The 19,503-nt window shown below is 45.3% G+C and carries 15 protein-coding genes; 1 reads left to right on the forward strand and 14 read right to left on the reverse strand.

Annotated features, from left to right (window positions below; genetic code table 11):
- Positions 1 to 6: 6 nt before the first annotated feature.
- Together AC58QD_RS23160 and AC58QD_RS23165 are read right to left on the reverse strand one after the other, a co-directional pair.
- Positions 7 to 1,179: a glycosyltransferase family 4 protein gene (locus tag AC58QD_RS23160; RefSeq protein ID WP_497337378.1), complete on the reverse strand. Its 1,173-nt coding sequence runs from the start codon at positions 1,177 to 1,179 to the stop codon at positions 7 to 9.
- Positions 1,172 to 1,510 carry a L,D-transpeptidase gene (locus tag AC58QD_RS23165; RefSeq protein WP_497337379.1) on the reverse strand — a complete coding sequence of 113 codons (339 nt, stop codon included), beginning with the start codon at positions 1,508 to 1,510 and terminating at the stop codon, positions 1,172 to 1,174. Before AC58QD_RS23165 ends, AC58QD_RS23160 begins: the two co-directional genes overlap by 8 nt.
- Before the next feature lie 284 nt (positions 1,511 to 1,794).
- On the opposite strand from AC58QD_RS23165, the gene AC58QD_RS23170 reads away from it, so the two are divergent.
- Positions 1,795 to 2,880, forward strand: a complete 1,086-nt coding sequence (locus tag AC58QD_RS23170) for a YheC/YheD family endospore coat-associated protein (RefSeq protein WP_497337380.1) — start codon at positions 1,795 to 1,797, stop codon at positions 2,878 to 2,880.
- A gap of 90 nt (positions 2,881 to 2,970) precedes the next feature.
- Here AC58QD_RS23170 and AC58QD_RS23175 read toward each other — a convergent pair whose 3' ends face one another.
- From AC58QD_RS23175 to AC58QD_RS23230, 12 genes are all read right to left on the reverse strand, one after another.
- The gene (locus AC58QD_RS23175; RefSeq protein ID WP_497337381.1) at positions 2,971 to 5,304 is read right to left on the reverse strand and encodes a hypothetical protein; all 2,334 of its coding nucleotides are present in this window, start codon (positions 5,302 to 5,304) and stop codon (positions 2,971 to 2,973) included.
- Positions 5,305 to 5,582: 278 nt separating this feature from the next.
- Positions 5,583 to 6,023: an NUDIX hydrolase gene (locus AC58QD_RS23180; RefSeq protein ID WP_497337382.1), complete on the reverse strand. Its 441-nt coding sequence runs from the start codon at positions 6,021 to 6,023 to the stop codon at positions 5,583 to 5,585.
- A complete protein-coding gene (locus AC58QD_RS23185) occupies positions 6,001 to 6,459 on the reverse strand; it encodes an NUDIX hydrolase (protein ID WP_497337383.1) in 459 nt (152 codons plus the stop codon). Before AC58QD_RS23185 ends, AC58QD_RS23180 begins: the two co-directional genes overlap by 23 nt.
- 219 nt (positions 6,460 to 6,678) lie before the next feature.
- A complete protein-coding gene (locus AC58QD_RS23190; protein ID WP_497337384.1) occupies positions 6,679 to 7,656 on the reverse strand; it encodes an aldo/keto reductase in 978 nt (325 codons plus the stop codon).
- Between the two features lie 157 nt (positions 7,657 to 7,813).
- Positions 7,814 to 11,068: a CheR family methyltransferase gene (locus AC58QD_RS23195; protein WP_497337385.1), complete on the reverse strand. Its 3,255-nt coding sequence runs from the start codon at positions 11,066 to 11,068 to the stop codon at positions 7,814 to 7,816.
- 300 nt (positions 11,069 to 11,368) lie between these two features.
- Positions 11,369 to 12,976 carry a stalk domain-containing protein gene (locus tag AC58QD_RS23200; protein WP_497337386.1) on the reverse strand — a complete coding sequence of 536 codons (1,608 nt, stop codon included), beginning with the start codon at positions 12,974 to 12,976 and terminating at the stop codon, positions 11,369 to 11,371.
- Between the two features lie 30 nt (positions 12,977 to 13,006).
- A complete protein-coding gene (locus AC58QD_RS23205) occupies positions 13,007 to 14,605 on the reverse strand; it encodes a stalk domain-containing protein (RefSeq protein WP_497337387.1) in 1,599 nt (532 codons plus the stop codon).
- A 221-nt stretch (positions 14,606 to 14,826) separates the two neighbouring features.
- Entirely contained in the window at positions 14,827 to 15,693 is an 867-nt protein-coding gene (locus AC58QD_RS23210; RefSeq protein WP_497337388.1) for a PHP domain-containing protein, read from the reverse strand.
- Complete coding sequence (locus tag AC58QD_RS23215) at positions 15,693 to 16,643, reverse strand: sugar phosphate isomerase/epimerase family protein (RefSeq protein WP_497337389.1); 951 nt, start codon at positions 16,641 to 16,643, stop codon at positions 15,693 to 15,695. The genes AC58QD_RS23210 and AC58QD_RS23215 overlap by 1 nt, the downstream gene beginning before the upstream one ends.
- Positions 16,633 to 17,847, reverse strand: a complete 1,215-nt coding sequence (phnM, locus tag AC58QD_RS23220; protein ID WP_497337390.1) for a phosphonate metabolism protein PhnM — start codon at positions 17,845 to 17,847, stop codon at positions 16,633 to 16,635. Before phnM ends, AC58QD_RS23215 begins: the two co-directional genes overlap by 11 nt.
- 22 nt (positions 17,848 to 17,869) lie before the next feature.
- The gene (gene phnL / locus AC58QD_RS23225) at positions 17,870 to 18,589 is read right to left on the reverse strand and encodes a phosphonate C-P lyase system protein PhnL (RefSeq protein WP_497337391.1); all 720 of its coding nucleotides are present in this window, start codon (positions 18,587 to 18,589) and stop codon (positions 17,870 to 17,872) included.
- Positions 18,590 to 18,606: 17 nt separating this feature from the next.
- The gene (locus AC58QD_RS23230) at positions 18,607 to 19,497 is read right to left on the reverse strand and encodes an ATP-binding cassette domain-containing protein (protein WP_497337487.1); all 891 of its coding nucleotides are present in this window, start codon (positions 19,495 to 19,497) and stop codon (positions 18,607 to 18,609) included.
- Positions 19,498 to 19,503: the final 6 nt, after the last annotated feature.

Below are 19,503 nucleotides of genomic sequence, written 5' to 3' on the forward strand. Positions count from 1 at the left end.
TCATGGTCACTGGTTTTGCAGGGATTGATACAGTTTGACTAATCGTTCTGCTGTATGCTGCCAAGTGAATTGCTCGAGCACCCTCTGGCGTCCCTGTTCCCCTAACAATCGGGCATATTCTGCGTTCTGCAGCAAAGCAACAATGCTGTTCGGAAGCTCTTGATCGATCTCGTTCAGCGGCACGAGCAATCCGGTCCGGCCGTGTTCAATCACTTCACTCATTCCTCCTGCTCGAGTAGCTACTACCGGTACGGCTGACGCCATCGCCTCCACATTAACCAAACCGAACGCTTCACGTTCTGAGGAAGGAACTACTAAAGTGTCAGCTAACCGGAACCACTCTGCTATACGCTCATGCGGGACATACGGAATAAATTGAACAGCATTCCCTAGTGGTATTGCCAGCCTTCGCAAATGCGTTACGTAAGGGGTAGTTCTGTTACTGCCATAAAACGCGCCTCCTACAATCAGCAATCGCGCATCAGGCTGTTGTTCCAATACCTTTGGCATGGCTTTAAGAAGATGGTGAATCCCTTTGATCGGTATTAACCGCCCTACGAATAAAATGATTTTACAATTTGCCCAGCCAAGTGATTGCAGAGACTGCTGACGCGCGGCTTGGTACTCTTCGGACCAACGGGAAGGGAAGCGCTCGGGATCAACCCCTAAGTGATTAACAACAATTTTGTTCGACAACCGGAAGTCAAGCTTAATCAATTCTTCCTTCAGAAAGTAACTATTGACTAGAATGGCATCTACACTTCGCAAACATGGAATCAGCTTGGCATATGAAATATGCGGTCTAGAGAGGAATGTCATGGAATGCAGAGAAAGTACGACTGGGTATTTGCTGCCTAACATACGTTTGAGGTAGCGGGCATAACGAGGACGATTCTCAACTTGAACTAGCGTTGGCTTCAAACGCTTCAATCTCGCATAAACGTGACTAATGTAGGCGCGTTTCGGGCAGCGGACATACACTACTCCGTCTATTATTTGCTGGGAAGGCAATCTCCTCGTCTTCACACCCAAGACATGAAGAGGCATCTGGAATGTGAGACGAAGCCGTTCCCCAACGTTCATCGCCACTAGCTCAACGGAACTGCTGCGGCCTGATGGGATAGGGAATGTCCCTGGAGTAACGACAGCGATCGGTCGAGCAGGACGCAGGCTAAGCACGTATCATTACCTTCGTTCCGATGGAGACCAGCTTGGATAGCTCTAACACATCTTTGTTGTGCATTCGAATACAGCCATGGGACACTAACTTGCCAATAGAGCTAGGATCGTTCGTTCCGTGAATCCCATAATGCGGCTTCGAAAGTCCCATCCAAAGAACACCGAAAGGCCCCCCCGGATTGACTGCTTTATTCACGATTGTGTATTGTCCCGCAGGAGTGGGGGTTACCATCCGACCTATCCCGACCGGGAAAGACCTTACGACTTGATTACCATCCAACAAGTGCAGTTTACGATCAGACAAATCTACTATTATGCGATAGGCAGGCATCTTCACATTCTCCTCTGCTTTATTTTGATATCGTATGTGGAGAGCCTGCCAAAAGGGACACCAAATAGGAAAGGTGCCCCTTGTATTTCTTCATTTTTTATTACAACCTAACTTGCTGTCAGCTTTGTCGGAACGATTCCTTTCATTGCTCCTCATTGCTCCACATCGATTAACATTCCATATTGATTTGCCTTCTGGACAATATGGTCACTTCCCCCCTAACACCCGTCCATACGTTCTCCCGTCTACTTTCATACTGTAAAAATGGAGGTGAGCGAACTGTAATGGTCAACCGCTATGTAGGCATCATGGTCAACGATTCTCTGTATAGGCGTATCCCGACCGGCAGAGGTGGACACGAGTCATTACCGTGTTACGAGCAAGCAGGGCGACAGCATGGCATTACGCCCTGTTACTTCCGTTTACAAGATATAGAGCCTGATTCTCCTTATATACAGGCTTTTGTATTATCGGATCGAGGCAACTACGTCAAAAAGATTGTTCCTGCTCCAAAAGTCATTCATAATCGCGGCTTATACTTCAATTCCAACGCCCGAGGCAGGATCGAACGTCTTGTTAAAAGCGGAAAACAGATTTTTAATGTTTGGAATCGGTATGGTAAAAAAGCCATTCATGAGCTCCTGAAACAAGACCCAACTGTAAGCAGCCATCTTCCTGTGACAGTAGCCGCGACCGCTCAAAGCATAAGACAAATGATGGCTTCCTTTGACTCGTTAATTGTGAAGCCAGACAACAGCAGCATTGGGCGTGGTATTATGAAACTAGCCCGACACGGTGATCGATGGATCCTCGATTATGCGATTACACGGAAGAGTAGAATTCGTAGAACGATAGCTTTTCGTTCAAGACTTCCTTCCGTCTTATTGCGAAGAATTCACGCCTGCTCCTACCTGGTCCAGCAATGTTGGCCGCTTGCCACGTACCGCGGTCGGCCGTTCGATATGCGCGTGTCAGTCCAACGTAACGAGTCTGGTTCATGGCGAGTGTCCGGTATCGCGGTTAAGGTTGCCAAAGCCAATGTCTTTCTGACCAATATCGCACAAGGGGGTCAGGTTCATTCTTTCGAGGACGTGCTAAGGGAATATCCTCACTTGGAACCAGCTCATACAAGGAATCAAGTAGAACAGCTATCGCTTGCTGTTGCCGAACGATTGAGCGGGCATTTGCCGCATCTCGCGGATATTGGACTTGATGTCGGGATTGACAGCAATGGAAAACCTCTGTTTATTGAGAGCAACGGCAGAGATCTGCGCATCTGCTTTCAAGAAGGCAAGCAGCTCGAAGAGTTCCAACAAACTTACAGCAGTCCGATTGGATATGCCAAATATTTGTTAGATCATACCAGGTAATGGATTGGGGAATCGCCCAGATTATTGAGAAAGCGGAAAAAACAGCAGGCAAGCCGTTAAGATCCGCTTGCCTGCTGTTCTATTTAAGCTCTAAGCTATTGTTATATTATTCTTACTGTGTTGAATCGTGTCTGTCTCCGTTGGAAGTGAAGAGCGAGTGACCCCTTCTTCGATTATTGCATTCATAAACAGATAATTGCTGCCGCCAAAACCTCCGTTAGTTACCGAGTAAGTACCCCCAATAAACCGTGATCCTATAGCCTTTAACTTATGGCTGCCACCTTCAATGTGAAAATGAGCTGTATTCGTGTCGCCTGCCGTGCTGACACAATCTCCAAAACTCCAAGTAATAATGTTTGCAGGATCTACACTTTTCAAGAATGCTTTCTCGCCATTTGTTCCGCTGAACACTGCTCCACCATCTACTGTGATGGATTGATCTGGAGTATTCGCGGGATTGTTCACATCACCTCTTTTATCCCAGGCACCCGTGAACACGAACCCGCAATTAATTAGCCCTCCACCTTGCATAATAATCTCACGGGTCCCAACTTTGATCTTACCTGTTGCAGCTGAAGCACCCTTGAACCACGTATTGATTAAAGTTAATTTATTAATGCTGCCAAGCGTAACTTCTTCCACGTTATAGAACTCACTATTGAGAATGGTCAATTCTCCGTTGCTGGGGGTGAATCCCACTTGTGTTGTACCTGAGCGAATAGGACGGGCAATCTCATACCCATTCAACATACCGAACGAGCAGCTATCGATGATGTTCTTCCGTTTGGCTCGGGAAGAGCCTTTGTTAATCGTTATCATTTCCTGGGCTGTACAGCCTCTCATCTGTAAACCGTCCATATTGACCCAGATCGAACCCGAGTTCGCCATCTTTACACCTGGTTTGGTATATGTGACCACAGCATGACAGTCTTCTAGCGTCAAGTCCGTTAACCGCTTGTGAGCTACGATACGTGATGCTATGTGTTTCTTGACCGTAATCCGCTTGGCGCTATCTCCCCAGAATGTTCCGCTGTTCGCGAACGATAGTAAACCAGAGTTTCCAATGAACGTTAAATCATGCTCATATTGTCCGTGTGTTACAAATGGGCCGTACTCATCGCCATCGCCGTGGCAATTCTCTACCATGCAATACGCAGCATTCGTGAAATCGTTCAAGTGACGGCTGTTGCTGGTATTACAATCTTTCACATGTCCGTATAACACATTAATTTGTTGGGTTAAATATCCGGTACCGCCCCAATCGCGCTCCTCCGGATTCATTAATTGACAGCGTTCTGTTAAGAAATGAGTGTTGTATCGACGCATAACGACAGGCCAGAACACCTTGGTCGCATTTATACCGGTAGCATCACATTCTACTGCGAACTCGTAAGCTACAGGATTAGAACCGATCATATCCCAATCCGGAGTCGGTCTCAGGCTGGTTCCATTGACTGGAACGGGGATCCCTATGAAATTCATATTTCGTACATGACATCGTACAGCAGGGTTAATTTTCTTATACGTAATTTGTCGGCCTGCAGCGAGCTGCCATCCGGATTTGTAATTAAATCTAACGTGAGTAGAGCTGAATACTTCCGTAACTTTAACCAAGTAATCAAGCTCCCGCTGTGCCCCGCCTCCCGTGTTGTTCTTGATCTGCGCATGCCACCAGCTCCCAACCTCGAATGGAGCGGAGTCCGCAACCTCGAATATGTCAGAGTACTCCAGAACATCTGCTGCGAGCGTTACCGTCTGACTCACCCCTAGCCCAGTCCCTTGAAAAAATAAGACGGCACCAAATGGATTGTCGATCGTGTTCAACTGCATCCCTACCGTTGTAACCGTATGATTATGAAAGTCGACTTCAATATTACTGCGATGATATACATGTCGAACAATAAAGTTCAGGTCTGAATGCGCTTCAACCCGATGGATAGATAGATCATTAACCATTGCATCCAACGCTGCATCTGCATTCTTGGTTGGATCAAAGATTCCAAACCAGCGAAAATCAGCAACACCGTTATGCACTACCTCGAAACGGCCATTCTGACCTCCGTTGCTGTGCACAGTCCCGCCATTATCAGCCTTAGTACTGCCAGGTTTCCATTGAACAAGCTTGGCACCGCCGTCTCCATTCTGGTAATAGCCGCCAACATGTACATATAACCCATCAATCAGGGTTTTGGAAGAAAGCGAGAGTAATTGTTGCACAGTTGCAACCTGCAGTACGGTATTTCCCTTTTCCTTATCTTTTTTATCCAAATCTTCATCGCTCGCTAGTGCTACCTTGGATGCTAAGGCATTACCGGCTAGAATGGCACCGCCAATTCCCAAGGTCATTAGCACCTTTCTCCGGCTCATCGTTTCATTTTTCCCATTTTCTGTAGTGCCCGGTTTGCCATTGTTCTCTTCTTTCATCGATACCAGCTCCTTTTCGTATCTTAATTAAATCGCCAACCTTTTTACTGATTTAATTCTGATTTAAAAATACCATGATTACCCATTTAGTAAACTTAAAAACTCATTATTCTGATTTGTTTCTGGTTTGTTTCTCTTATTATAATCATCAATTGGAAACGCTGTCAACGATACTTTTCAAAATGCTTAATTAACGGCAAAAAACCTTCCCAACAACACTACCGTGTCCGTTAGAAGGTTTATTTGAATCAATCGATTCTACATCTAATCTTCCCGCCTTAGCCGCTGACGTCACCTTCAAAGGAGTAAAAACCCGCTCCATGCATAGTGTCAGGCGATAATTGAAGTCTCTCCATCTTCGGATTCAGCTGCAAAGCAGTAGGCAAATCGACCCACCTAACATCGACAATATCGTTGTCGGGGTCCATTATGTTCATTTCTCCCCCTACGACACGCGCCATGAATGTGAAGATGATCGCATGATGCCCTCTTGCAACATAGAAAGCTTCCCTTACTGAATGGAGACTTATTATTTCCACATCATATCCGGTCTCCTCTTTGGTCTCGCGAATCGCCGCTTGCTCCAGAGTTTCTCCTGATTCAACAGCACCGCCCGGAGGGCTCCAATACGTGGAATCGCCTTTCTTATTCTGGACGATTAACAGACTCTGATCTGTTGGGTTAATAATAATTACGCTAGCTACGTCGACTCTTTTCAATTCCACTCACTCCCGGGGCTGCCATACTAAGTTCTTTCCTCTTCATATAATCCAACAGAACCTGTCTGTCTTCCTCAAAACAAAATAACAGTTCTTCTACCTCACCATACGATTTCCAAGCTATCTCATGAATCAGTTGATCCGGATCCTGTATGGTTGCTTCTCCACCTACTACCTCTACCTCAAAATAAGTAATCTGGAAATCAATCTGAGCGTGACAGCCTCGTTTTTCATGCAGAAGCCGAACTACTCTGACCTCATACCCCGTCTCCTCCAGCACTTCTCGGATGCAGCACTGCTCTAACGATTCTCCCTGTTCACGACATCCGGAGGGCACGGACCAAGCCTTCTCTTCCTCCGGTTTTCCTTGCAGAATCATAAGCATTTGTTTGTTGGTATTTACACATACACCAGCTGCACCATGCCACATATCCATGTCGATTCACTCCCAGCTTCTATCTTTATAAAGCTCCATATTAGTATTATATTGCCAATAAGGATTCGTGTGGGGTGATCTAGATGTAATTATTGTGACAAGCTATCATAGAAAAGCCATATAAAAACAGAGTCTACACGACATGTCGTATAAGACTCCTTTTTATTAGCGAAATATAAGTCTATAACAAACAGCCACGAATTCCTAAGTTAACCCTATTCACCACGCATAGGCTTCAGGTGCAGGCTTGCCGGGGCCGGGAAAAATATGATTTAATTCGACCATTGTGTCCTCTGTCAATACTATATCCACAGCCCTAAGGGCATTTTCAAACTGCTCCTGGGTTCTTGGGCCAATGATCGGCGCAGTCAATGCCGGATTTGCCAAGATCCAGGACAAGCCAACATTCGACTCGCTTTCTCCCAGTTCCGAACAAAGTGCTGCGAAACGCTCCAATTGCGCCCGTTTAGCCTCTATAGCATTCCTCTCATGAGAGGATCTGGAACCTTTCTGCGGGTTAAGTGCATTCCCACCTAGCAAGCCTCCGGCAAGCGGGCTCCATGCCACAACCCCGATCCCGTGATATTGGGCTGACGGCAATACTTCCAGCTCCGGTTCTCTGCATAATAAGCTGTATTTATGCTGCTCGGATACCAGTCCGAGCATGTGCCTTGCTTTAGCTTCGGCTTGTGCCAGAGCAAGGTGCCACCCCGCAAAGTTACTGGAGCCGATATAATCGACGGTTCCTTGTTGAACCAACGATTGAAACACTTCCCACAGCTCCTCCCAGGTAGCGTTGCGTTCGATATGATGCATTTGGTACAGCTCGATATGATCAGTCTGCAGCCTTTTTAATGAGCCCTTAAGATGCCGACGTATTTTGTAGGCAGATAGTCCGCTCTCCGTATTCGGTCCATCGTTAGGGTCTTCCATGTTGCCGTATACTTTGGTGGCCAGAACGACGCGTTCACGCCTGCTGCCCCCCTGAGCGAACCATCGGCCTATGATTTCTTCCGTAAAGCCGCGTTTCTGGCCGCCGTATCCATTAGCTGTATCAAAAAAGTTTACTCCTGCGTCCAGTGCCGCATCCATGATACGATACGCTTCTTTTTCTTCCGTATTTTGGCCGAAATTCATCGTACCTAGGCAGAGCCGACTTACTCTCAATCCCGTACGTCCCAAATTCACATATTTCATTTTTGTGCCGCCTCTATTTCATATTTTTCCAAAATATAGACAATAACCATTTATTTGATATGGATCTTAACTTATTACCCTTATGCTCGTTATCCTAACCATCATACTAGCCAGCTCTAACAAAAAAAGCTCGGGGCCGATTAATACGGCTGAGCTCTCACTTATTGGTTTGTTTCAAGATAATCTCTACAAAAGTCCCCTTACCCCACTTACTTGTAACTGATATCGTACCCTGATGGCTCTCGATAATTTTGTAGCTGACCATTAAGCCTAACCCAATGCAATCTTGTTTTGTCGTATAGAAGGTATCTCCTAGCTTGGTTAGCTTGTCCTCAGGAATACCTGGCCCATTGTCGCTAAAGCTAATGATTACCGATTCCTCAGCACCAACCTTCACCTTAATAAACAAATTGCCCCCCGTTGGCATCGCCTCAATACTATTCCTGATAATGTTGCTAAATACGATTTTGAGTTGATTGGGAACACAATTGACAAAAGGCACCGGATCTGCAAATTTCGTAATCATGTCCACATTGAAGACAGTAGCCAGCGGTTCAAACATAGAGATTACTTCCTGCAAAATCAATACTACATCGTTTTGCTCAAAACGCTGCTTCTGCGGCCGAGCCAGGATTAGCAATTCATCAGTTATAGCTTCGATCTGCCCCAATTCCGTAGTCATGATATCAATATAATCATTTTTTTCTGTACTAGGTGCAATAATTTTCGTGAATCCCTTTAATGTGGTTAATGGATTACGAATCTCCTGTGCGATTCCAGCTGCCAAAAGGCCTACGACCGAGAGCAATTCCTGCTTGTTTTTTTGCTCCGTAGAGTCTTCAGACATTCTCACTTGCTTTAATTCAGTAATATCAATTAATGTAACAACAATTCCTTGATACACAGAATCATATGCTAGATAAGGAAATAATTTGATATTGAACCATTTACCATTTGAATTCCGGATTTCTTTCTTGACAGATTCTCCCGTAATAAGCACTTTCATTGCATCAGCCATCAATTGGTCATATTCTAAACTGTGTTTGATCTCGCCAATTGAACGCCCTATATCCGAGTCTAGCAAGTTAATTTCTTTGCTAAACGCAGGTGTAAATTTGCGTATATTCAACTTTGAATCCAGAAAAATAGTCGCAATATTGGTGCTGTTGAAGAAATTGGACATATCGTTATTCGAATCGGTTAATTCCTGAATTTTAAATTGATATTCATGATTCACGGCCAATAATTCTTCGTTTCCCGATTGTAGCTCTTCATTCGTGCTTTGCAGCTCTTCATTGGAAACAATCAATTCCTCATTGGCCATTCCCAACTCTTCGTTAGAGGTTTCTAACTCTTCGTTGTAAACCTCTAATTTACTATTAGCAGATTGTAGTAATTCCCTCGCATGAACCAATTCTTGATCCAAGTCTTGGATGTGCTGCTTGATATCCTTCTCTGAATAGCGATGAATCTGAAGCAGGTCTTCATCTATTACATCATTGGCAGGAGCTTCTATCTGTTCAGCAACATCTTCAAAGAACAGGATCATCATCTTGTCATCTCTCGAGCCGAGTTGAAATGGCTTCACTCTCAAATGAATAGAATGTCCCTTATGGCTATCCTTAATCTCTACATCCCGACAAATGATCTCCTTGAGTTCTTTTCTCGCTTTATGAAGTACAGTCCCGATAACAACCCCCAAATATTCCGGAACCAGCTTAAACAAATTGAGGGTTGGTTTGCCCTTAGGGAACACTAAATATTGATTGGCATTCCCATTGATATGGACAATATCGTTGTTCTTATCGAGTATAATGCATGCAGTTACATATTCTTCGATCAGCTTTGTATAAATCGTTTCCAATTTAAGAACGCGTTCTGCTTCCTTTAATCTTACAATCACTTTATTCTTATGATTCAGTTTTTTCTCATTTACATTTTCGGTATCACCTAAGGAACCCGTTGCCAATAACGAATTACTTGCCTTGTGATGGTATATATTCCACCTATTATCTAGAGGCATGAATAGAGTGGTTAGTTTCCCCAATGTTTCGCTTGGACCCAGAAAGAGGAAAGCATCTGATTTTAATGAAAAATGAAACAACGAGATCACTTTTCTCTGCATTTCTACCTGTAAATAAATTAACAGATTACGGCATAAAACCAGATCGATTTGGGTAAAAGGCGGATCACTGATCAGATTGTGCTGGGAAAAAATGACCATCTGCCTAATTTCTTTATTCACTTTATATTCATTTCCTTGACGAGTGAAGTAAGCATTTAAGTGCTCCGGTGGCACGTTCTGGGAAATCCCTTCGGGATATATCCCTTTACTGGCGAATTGAATTGACTCCTTGTCCAAATCGGTGGCGAATATTTTCATGTCAAATGTTTCTTCTATTTCCTCCATATATTTTCTAATCAGTATAGCTAAGGAGTAGACTTCTTCTCCAGTAGAACACCCTGCAACCCAGACCCGAATTAGTTTCTCCACTCCACGTTGCTCGAAGATAGTAGGCAGTACTTTATCTGCAAGAATTTCAAACGCGGCCGGATCCCGGAAAAATTGCGTCACACCAATTAATAAATCTTTTTGCAGGGCGGTAACCTCATTGGAATGATTGTATAGATAGTGATTGTATTCCTTGAGGTATTGAAATTGTTGCATACCTATCCGCCTCTGAATACGACGCATAATGCTGGCCTGCTTATAAACAGAGAAATCTACACCAGAAGCTTGCTTCACGATCGAAAATAATGTACTTAATTCTTCTTCAATCGATTGTTTAGTCTGATTCATATAGAATTCAATGTATTCAATAATGTGTTGCGGCATTTCATCAGGAGCAAGAAAATAATCGGTCCGATCAACTTCGATATCGCTCCCGGTCAAACGAACAGGCTTTGTTGTATCCTTTTCCTCAACCATTACTAATCCATTTGCTTTTGAAACCCGGTCTATTCCAAGTGTACCGTCCTTGTCCTCACCTGAAAAAAGAATAGCTATCGCATTGCTCCCAAAGCTCTCGATAAGTGAATACATAAATCTATCAGCGGGTAAATCGTTGCCTTTATCAGCGGAATAGTCGGTTAACCATATTTTTCTTGATCCGAAGCTAATATCATGATGGGGGGGCAGCAAATAAATACAATCCGAACGAATCTCCATTTGATCTACTGCATGAAAAAACTTCATATTGGTATGCTTAGAGAGCCGTTCTATTGGAAATAGTTCCGATTTGGTTGAAGCATGCTGGGCAATGATGAAGGTCAGTCCATGGACGACATCTAAATGCCCCAGAAATTGCTCTAACCCTTCCAACTTTTCCGGTGAAGCTGCAATGCCAACAACACTAAATTCTTTGATTCTATCATTGGCCGGATTGTTCTTATAGTTCAATATCGTATCCATACTACATAATCATTTTCCTTTCCCTTTTATCTATGAGACAAGTTGAAAGTGGTTTGAAATAGGGGATGTTTCAGGAAGATAGTGTCATAGTGCAAAATTAAAGGTAGGGGATGAGGGGAAATGTACGAAACTTAACTGCAGTTGCTTCCTACTATACTTTTCGACAAGTTCTTTGGAAATTCCTGCCTGGGACGAATAAAGTCAGACACACAAAAAAGAGAAAAGACATGCCACAATGCAGTCTTCTCTCTCTCTTATCTCATATTTGGATCATACATAAATCCAGGGTTCAACTCTGAACTAGTAATTGGATAAGTTAAATGGCTCGATGCTCTCTGCAGCTTTTATCATCTCAATCTGCAAGGAATTAAACTCATCATACTGTGCTGTATTAGCACCATCACTAACAAAGGGATTGTTTTCTACAACATAAGCGTACACTTTTCCGTCCGTTTCAGATATTTTGATGTAATTTAGCGGGCTCTTATCATATTCCTCGGGGGAAAGGATACTAACCGTCACTAAAGTAGGATTATACGTGCCTGGGACTCCACTGGTTGAATGTTTGTAAATGAATGACAAATGGTTCACAGAAAAACGCATACTGAATTTATAGCTCAATGCACCCGTATAATTCGTTCGATAGGAATAACCCGCTGAGAAATTGAAATGCTTAGTTCCTCGGGCCTCACTAATAAACCCAACAATCGGGGTGCTGAAATCTTTGGTAAAGCCTGCTATAAATTCTCCCTGCAACTGGATCGTATCATTGCTTGGACTATATTGTATGCCCTCCCCATGAAACTGCCCTGTCTTAAAACCTCCAACATACTTGGAGCCCCCAGGAAGATACAGGGTTCCAGTTCCGTCTCTCTTATCCTCCTTATACTCTCCCTCGTAGCTTACCAGACCTGAAGTTGTATACGATCTTCCCTTCCCATGCTTCTTCCCTTCCTTGAACTCACCTGCATAACGCAAGTTGCCTGAAGAATCATACAGCTTGCCCATACCTTCCGGCATTCCTTTTCTAAACATACCTTGGTAAGAGATCAATCGCGACTCAGGATTATACAACTTTCCTTCACCGTCATAAAGATCATCACTAAACCTGCCTTCATACACAATCGCTCCGCTATTCGTATAACTGATCCCTGACCCGCTCCGTAACCCGTTATCCCATAAGCCTTCGAACAACTTCTTCCCGTTGCCCGAATACAGAACTCCTTGCCCATTCATCCTGTTATCCCTGAATTGACCCTCATACAGGACTTGCTCCCTGCTGCTGTCATACAGCTTTCCTTTTCCATCCAGCTTACCCTGATAGAATTCCCCTTCATACCACAACTTTTCCTTATAGTAGAGCTTGCCATTCCCATGTTTGTTGGAGTCTTTCTTTTCTCCCTCATATCGGAGCATAACATTCTCAGCATACATTACATCCTGAATCTCAGATAACAATGTAGAGCCGATATCTATTCTCTTATCCTCGCCATTCCACACAACGCTTCTTTCAGTAGCTTCCGCGACGAATCTTAAAGGCACGAATGTATATCCATTTACTAGGCGCGGGGCTAATGCCAACTCTTTGTCTATACCATTGATCCGCGCAATCGGGTTATCAATCTGTAATACAATTGTCGATGTTCCTTTAATCCCAGTCACGGTCTTGGAAGCTTCGTCCCATTCGATTCGGAGACCCAGCTTCTCAAAAACAGGTCTGAATTGTACTAGTGTTGTTCCATCCTCAATAAGAGGGGATTCGTTGAAAAAGATCGGCTCGCCGTCACGATAAACCTTCACTTCTTGCTCACTTTCAATGACAAAGGAATGCTCTGCCTCTTCAGCAAAGGCACTTCCAGAAGCAGTTACCCCGATCAACAATAGGATTAGATAACAACATTTCCTCATGCCCGCCCCAGCTCCTATTCTCCCACACTGTTAATAATCTGCATCCATATCCAGAACCTTAAAGCTAGCTATTACTTTGTCTATCAGAACCATTAATGAATTATACTCCTCATAGTTTTTCTTGCTGGATCCTTCATTTAGGAATGGGTTGGTCCCCAAAGTATATACGTATACTTTCCCTTCCTTTTCGGTGAGCCACTTGTACTCTTTCTTATCTTTTTCATACTCGTCTCGACTCATAATGTGTAACGTAAATAATCTTTCGTCAAAAACATATTCACGCGAGCTGTTCCGCTCAAAATAATTGAATCCGAAATAATCAGCCGATGTTACCCTTGATACATTGGTTTTTCCATTAATTAAATCCTGATAGGAGATGCCCGAAGAGTAATTCGTTATTAAGGCGGTCCCATTCAGGAAGGAATAAACACTGATTTGACGTTTTGTTGCTGCTGTGAAGCCTTCTTTGAACTCCTCATCCAGCTCCAGCTTTCCATCTTGTCTGTAATACTTGCCCTGGCCTTCAAACTTTCCGTTCTTAAACCCGCCGATATACTTGGATCCGCCTGAGAAGTACATAGTCCCATAGCCATCCCTGAGATCGTCTTTATACTCTCCTTCATAGCTCAACAACCTTGTGGCAGCAGCATAAGACTTGCCCTTTCCATGCTTCTTACCTGCAGCAAACTCTCCTTCGTAACGTAAGTAACCTGCAGAATCATAGAGCTTGCCTATGCCATCCTGTTTACCTTCTTTGAACTTTCCCTGGTAGGAAACTAAACCTGTATTCGAATGGTACAGCTTTCCTTCGCCCTCAAATAAATCATTCAGGAACTGCCCCTCATAGAGAAGGTTGCCCGCGCCCGAATAACTAATCCCCTGGCCCGTCCTTAATCCGTTTTCCCAAATTCCTTCGAATATTTTCTTCTCATTGCTTGCGAACAAAATACCCCGCCCACTCATTTTATTACTCTTAAATTGACCCTCATAAAGTACTACTTTCCCCGTCGAATCATAAAGCTTTCCTATTCCCTCCAGATTGTTCTGAGAGAATTGCCCCTCGTACCAAAGGTTACCTTGATAATAAAGCTTCCCAGTCCCATCCTTCTTAGAATCCTTTTTATCCCCTTCATACCGAAGCTTAGCTTCATCTGCATACACAACATCCTGGATTTGGGACAAAAGAGTAGAGTTAATATCAATCGTCCTTGTATCGCCGTTCCAGATAACCTTGCTATCCGTGGCCTCCCCAATAAATCGCAACGGCACGAAAGTATGACTATTAATGAGTCGCGGGGCCAAGGCTAATGCCTTGTCTTCTCCATTAATCTTGGCGATAGGGTTATCGATTTGCAGGGTGATCTTGAATGTTCCTTTCGTTCCCGTAATCGTCCGGCTTGTACCGTCCCATTCAATGCGCAGACCCAGCTTCTCGAAGATCGGCCTGAATTGCACAAGGGTGGTCCCGTCCTCAATCAAAGGTAATTCGTTGAAAAAGATTCGTTCCCCGTCCTTATAAACTTGAATGCTTTGCTCCAATGATGCTGTCGGATTGCTCTCTGCTGCAATTGCGGTACTCGAACCTAATAACATTGCGGCTGCCATAAGAATAACTAGGTACTTTTTCACATTTTTCCTCCAATTATCACCTATAAGAGTAGGTACATTTTACCATCAATGGTATATTCGTGGTCGATTTGTGCTTTCCTGCTAATCGCGGATTCCTATCCACAATTTCCCTTAAAGCATGCGTTATGTCAAATCTGAACAGTCAATAGCCCGACTCCAGCATGCCACTCGGCAGCTCTTTAGTCGGGCTATCTTTTCTAACACTAGTATTCCAGCAGCAGCTACCGTCTACCTTTTATCTCCATCAAAGCCTGCAAGTTAATCCTGCCAACGTCTATACTGCCTAATGGATAAGCCGGGTTCCCGTATCCTCCGTGGAAGTCAGAACCTCCGGTCATCACTAGATGATATCGCTCTGCATAGGACCTTGCTTTCTCTACTTCTGCTCCGTCATGCGACGGGTGATGCACCTCAATGCCTTCTAATCCTGCTTCTACCCATTCGGCAATCGCTTCATAATTGTGCAGCTGTCCAGGGTGAGCAAGCACTGCGACTCCTCCCGCTTCGCGGATCGCTCGGATAGCAGCAACAGCATCAGCATACACCAACGGGATATAGGCTAGACCGGGCTGGTCGCCTTCACCATTACGTGAGAACAGCTTCCGGTATAAGGTACCGAACAGCTCCTCGCAATAACCGCTATCCATCAGAGCATGCATAATATGCTGCTTGTACACTGCAGATCCGCCTTCAACGTAGCGCAATACTTGCTCCCAAGCGACCTTATAGCCTGCTTCGTTCAATTTCTGCACCATTTGCACCGAAGCCTGATGACGCTGATCGACAATCGGATTACAAAGCTCCGCTAGAGCTGGATGATCGGGAGTGATGAAATAACCTAGAATATGCGCCCTTCGATCCCGTTTGTAATCATACGCAGAGATCTCAATCCCTGGAATAATGTGAACATGATGCTGAAGACCAAGTACCATCGCTTCTTCCACACCAAGCGTCGTATCATGATCCGTGATCGCCAGGTGACTGATCCCCGCGGCCTTGGCTGCTAGAATGACCTCTCTGATGGAGAGTGTATTATCGGATGCCTTCGTATGACAGTGCAGATCGACTTTTCCGAGCTTCGCCATCATCAGACCGCCCTCCCTCTGCCTGAGACCAGGAGGTCGTTATACTTGTATGACAGTTCAGACCAATGAGATTCATACTGCTCTCGAATCTCATGGATCAAGTACCCATCGTAAGCCGAGGTCTCCAACTGCTTTACAATGTCTAACATTGGAACACAGCCTTGCCCGATCGGCATATGCATATCCCCGCGGCCTAGCGGAAGAAGCTCGAATTGGTTCTTTTCAGTAGAGAAGCATGGCTTCCCGAAATTATCATGCACATGAAGGTGCACCGCGTAAGGAAGCATAGCTTTCAGCTCATGTTGCAGGTTAAGTCCATACATCTGGGCGGATAAATATAAATGACCTATATCCACAGTAATTCCGACGGAAGGATGGTTGACAGCTGCAACCTGCTGAGCGAGTGCCTGCGGGATAGTCGAATAACAATAATCCGTGCAATCCAAATACGGGCGTACATTTTCCATGCCAATTCGAATATTCAGTTGTTCCGCGCGCTCTCCAGCAATCCGCATAATTTCCTGTTCCTGCTGCATGAATTGCTGCTTCTCAGCTGCTGTATACTTGTTCCAAGTATGAGGATGAATGAACTGCTCTTCCCCTACAAAACGTCCAACATGATAGACGAGAACCTCTGATCCGACTGCTCCTGTTACTTCCAGAGAAGCCATCAACAGCTTTTGTTCAAAAGCAAGGTCATCCCGACGGAACAAGTTCAGATCAAACGGCGCATGCATCGTATAGTGGAGAGGGAAGCTGTCTAGGAGCTTGATATAAGCGTCTAACCGCTCATAATCAATCACTCCGTTCAAGATCACTCTCATCCCTTGAATTGGGAGCTCAACTACGTTGAAGCCTGCTTCCTGCACTTTGATCAGCTTGGCCTTCAATCGCTCCAGCTGACTGACCGCCTCGTACGACATCAAGCTAACCCCTACGCCTCTAAGCTTCAATGGGTTCTACTCCCCTCAATGCCGCTGAAGTTAAACCGGTGATATAGTCCATCTGACATACCACTTGACCGCGAACCAACACTTTCTCGATAATAGGACCTTGAGGATCCCCTTTCACAATCAATAAGTCTGCTTCCTTCCCCACTTCCAGAGAGCCCGTGCGAGCATCGATTCTGAGAGCCTTAGCTGGATTCAAGGACACCATATTGACCGCTTCAACTAATCCGAGCCCCTGCTCATGCAGGAGAAAAACAGCTCGCAGCATAGCTGGAGGGTAGTAGTCAGAGCACAGTATATCGACCACTCCTGCTTGCACCGCATCCCGGGCAGATAGATTGTTGCTATGCGAACGTCCTAACATAACATTAGGAGCCCCCATCACAACATGCAGACCACGGCGTTTGGCCTCGATAGCAACCTCTATATCGACCGGAAACTCACTGATTGTCCCTCTCCACTTCTGGACTGCATCCAGCTTGTCGATTGTATCATCATCATGAGAAGCTAATGGAATCTCACGTTGAAAGGCCAGATCTGCCAGCTTCTGCAGCTCCTCTTCAGCAATTTTGGGACGATGCTTACGCTCTTCCAGAATCGCTATGACTTCCTCTTCGTTTTTTTTCTGGCGCTCCATGATGAATTTCTTTTGTACTTCGTTGTTGCGGTATTGCCCTTGACCAGGTGTATGATCCATAAAAGAAATTTGATCTACCACGCCATCTTCGATAAACTGCTCCACAAATGGGACGACACTTTCATTCGTCACCTCGATACGAATATGAACGCGGTGGTGAATCAAGTGCTCCTTTTTGCGCATTTCACTGATACTGTTCACAATCTCTTTTACGCTGTTATTCTTGCGGAAGTCATTGGTCGTATTCTCGCCCCACATGCTCAAGGAATGATAGATGGTCGTTACCCCTTGGCTAACCAGCTTGCGTTCGAGCTCGTAGTAGGAGAACTCGAGAGCGAACCGACTCGTCGGTCGCGGCTGCATCTCGTGCTCTATTGCATCGCTGTGCGTATCGATCATTCCCGGCAAAATCCAGCGACCCGTTGCATCGTAATCGGCCAAAGCTTTGGTAGCTGCAGTGGAAGGACGAATATCCACAATCAGGCCGTCTTCCAATACGATTGTTCCATTCTCAATAATGCCATGAGGCGTTACAATGTTGCCGCCATGTATCGTCAGATTCCGTTTCATAGTCATTCTCCTTCGAAGGAATTTACTCCACGCCCGCCATTTGCTGTTGTCCCTTACCCGCTTGGATAGTACGCATATCGAGGATCTGATCGGCCACCTTGCCCATCACATCCCAATCATGGAACACTCCGATCATTGTTGTGCCCTCTTGCTTCATCTCTCTTAGAATGGCCAGCACGTTTTGTTTCGTATCATTGTCGAGGGAAGCGGTAGGCTCATCCAGAATAAGCAGTCGGGGACGCACGATAAAAGCTCTTGCCAAGTTCACACGCTGCTGCTCGCCGCCGCTGAATGTAGCCGGGTAAGCTTGCCATAAGGGTTCAGGAATATTCAATCTTTGCAATAGCCGTTCCGCTATCACTCTGGCCTGCTGCAGGGAGTACCCCATCGGAAGCAATCGTTCCGCAACAACGTCCAAAGCGGATATACGCGGAATGACTTTCAGAAACTGGGATACATAACTGATCTCGTGAATGCGCAGATGCGAGATTTGACGTTCGCTCGCTCTGGCCAAATCGATAGGCCCATACAAAGAAGAGTTGTACCACACCTCGCCAGAGGACGGTAAGTACGTGCGGTATACACACTTCAGAATGGACGACTTCCCGATTCCGCTTGGACCAGCTATACCCATAAATCGACCTTCTGCAATCTCAAAGGAAAGATTCTCGAAGGGATTAACGATCATATCATGCGAGATGGAAAGCTCGAAACGTTTACCTAATCCGATTACCTTAAGCATGAGCAAATCACCTCTTTCTATAGTAAGGAATGCACCAGCAGCTGCGTGTAAGGATGCTGAGGATCCTCCAGAATCTGATCTGTCAATCCTTGCTCGACAATTAGCCCCTGCCGAAGCACCATGGTTCGATCAGACAGCATTCGGATCACGCCCAGATCGTGAGACACGACGATCATGGCCACTTGCAGTTCCCTTTGAATGCTGCGGATGAGATCCAATACTTTAGCCTGAACGGATAGGTCAAGACCAGTGGTCACTTCATCGAGCAATAATAGTGGGGGATTATTCGCTAGCGCCTTAGAGATTTGCACTCTTTGCTGCATGCCGCCGCTGAAGTTCTTAGGCGGCTCATCCATGCGGGGCAGCGGAATTTCTACCTGCTGAAGCAATTGCGAAGCACGCTCACGAATGCTGCCCACATGATACTGGTCTGCCGCGAACAGCTTCTCGGCAATGTTGCCGCTACTGGAGAAATTCATCCGAAGTCCCAGATACGGGTTCTGGTAAACCATCCCCATTAGATGGTTGCGGACATAGCGTTTCTGCTGAGCGGATTTCTCGAACAGATTCGACTCTCCTTCTTCGAAATTCGAGATGCTCATCTTGCCGGAGGTCGTTTCTTCGTCGAAGTACAAACACTTCACAAGCGTGCTCTTGCCTGATCCGCTTTCTCCGACAACCCCAAGAATCTCCCCTGGGTGCAGATCGAAGCTCAAGCTGCGGCAAGCCCAGATGCTGCCGCATAACTGGCAACGGCTGCTGATTTGCTCATCCGTAGAAGGATGCTCGCAATGAGGACAGCCCGGTCCGAATCGTTTGCTCAGCCCTTTAACCTGGAGCAGAGGAGAATCGTTCCAGAGCAAAGGCTCCTGATTCCGATCACTTGAAGCTGTAGTAAGAGTGGACATCGACAT

It is taken from the genome of Paenibacillus sp. J2R1T-4 (assembly GCF_059692235.1).

Coding starts and splice junctions, on each gene's coding strand:
- AC58QD_RS23185 (WP_497337383.1), bottom strand. CDS start 6,459: ATGGATATGTGGCATGGTGCAGCTGGTGTATGTGTAAATACCAACAAA.
- AC58QD_RS23230 (WP_497337487.1), bottom strand. CDS start 19,497: ATGTCCACTCTTACTACAGCTTCAAGTGATCGGAATCAGGAGCCTTTG.
- phnL (WP_497337391.1), bottom strand. CDS start 18,589: ATGCTTAAGGTAATCGGATTAGGTAAACGTTTCGAGCTTTCCATCTCG.
- phnM (WP_497337390.1), bottom strand. CDS start 17,847: ATGAAACGGAATCTGACGATACATGGCGGCAACATTGTAACGCCTCAT.
- AC58QD_RS23210 (WP_497337388.1), bottom strand. CDS start 15,693: ATGATGGCGAAGCTCGGAAAAGTCGATCTGCACTGTCATACGAAGGCA.
- AC58QD_RS23195 (WP_497337385.1), bottom strand. CDS start 11,068: ATGGATACGATATTGAACTATAAGAACAATCCGGCCAATGATAGAATC.
- AC58QD_RS23165 (WP_497337379.1), bottom strand. CDS start 1,510: ATGCCTGCCTATCGCATAATAGTAGATTTGTCTGATCGTAAACTGCAC.
- AC58QD_RS23175 (WP_497337381.1), bottom strand. CDS start 5,304: ATGAAAGAAGAGAACAATGGCAAACCGGGCACTACAGAAAATGGGAAA.
- AC58QD_RS23170 (WP_497337380.1), top strand. CDS start 1,795: ATGGTCAACCGCTATGTAGGCATCATGGTCAACGATTCTCTGTATAGG.
- AC58QD_RS23200 (WP_497337386.1), bottom strand. CDS start 12,976: ATGAGGAAATGTTGTTATCTAATCCTATTGTTGATCGGGGTAACTGCT.
- AC58QD_RS23190 (WP_497337384.1), bottom strand. CDS start 7,656: ATGAAATATGTGAATTTGGGACGTACGGGATTGAGAGTAAGTCGGCTC.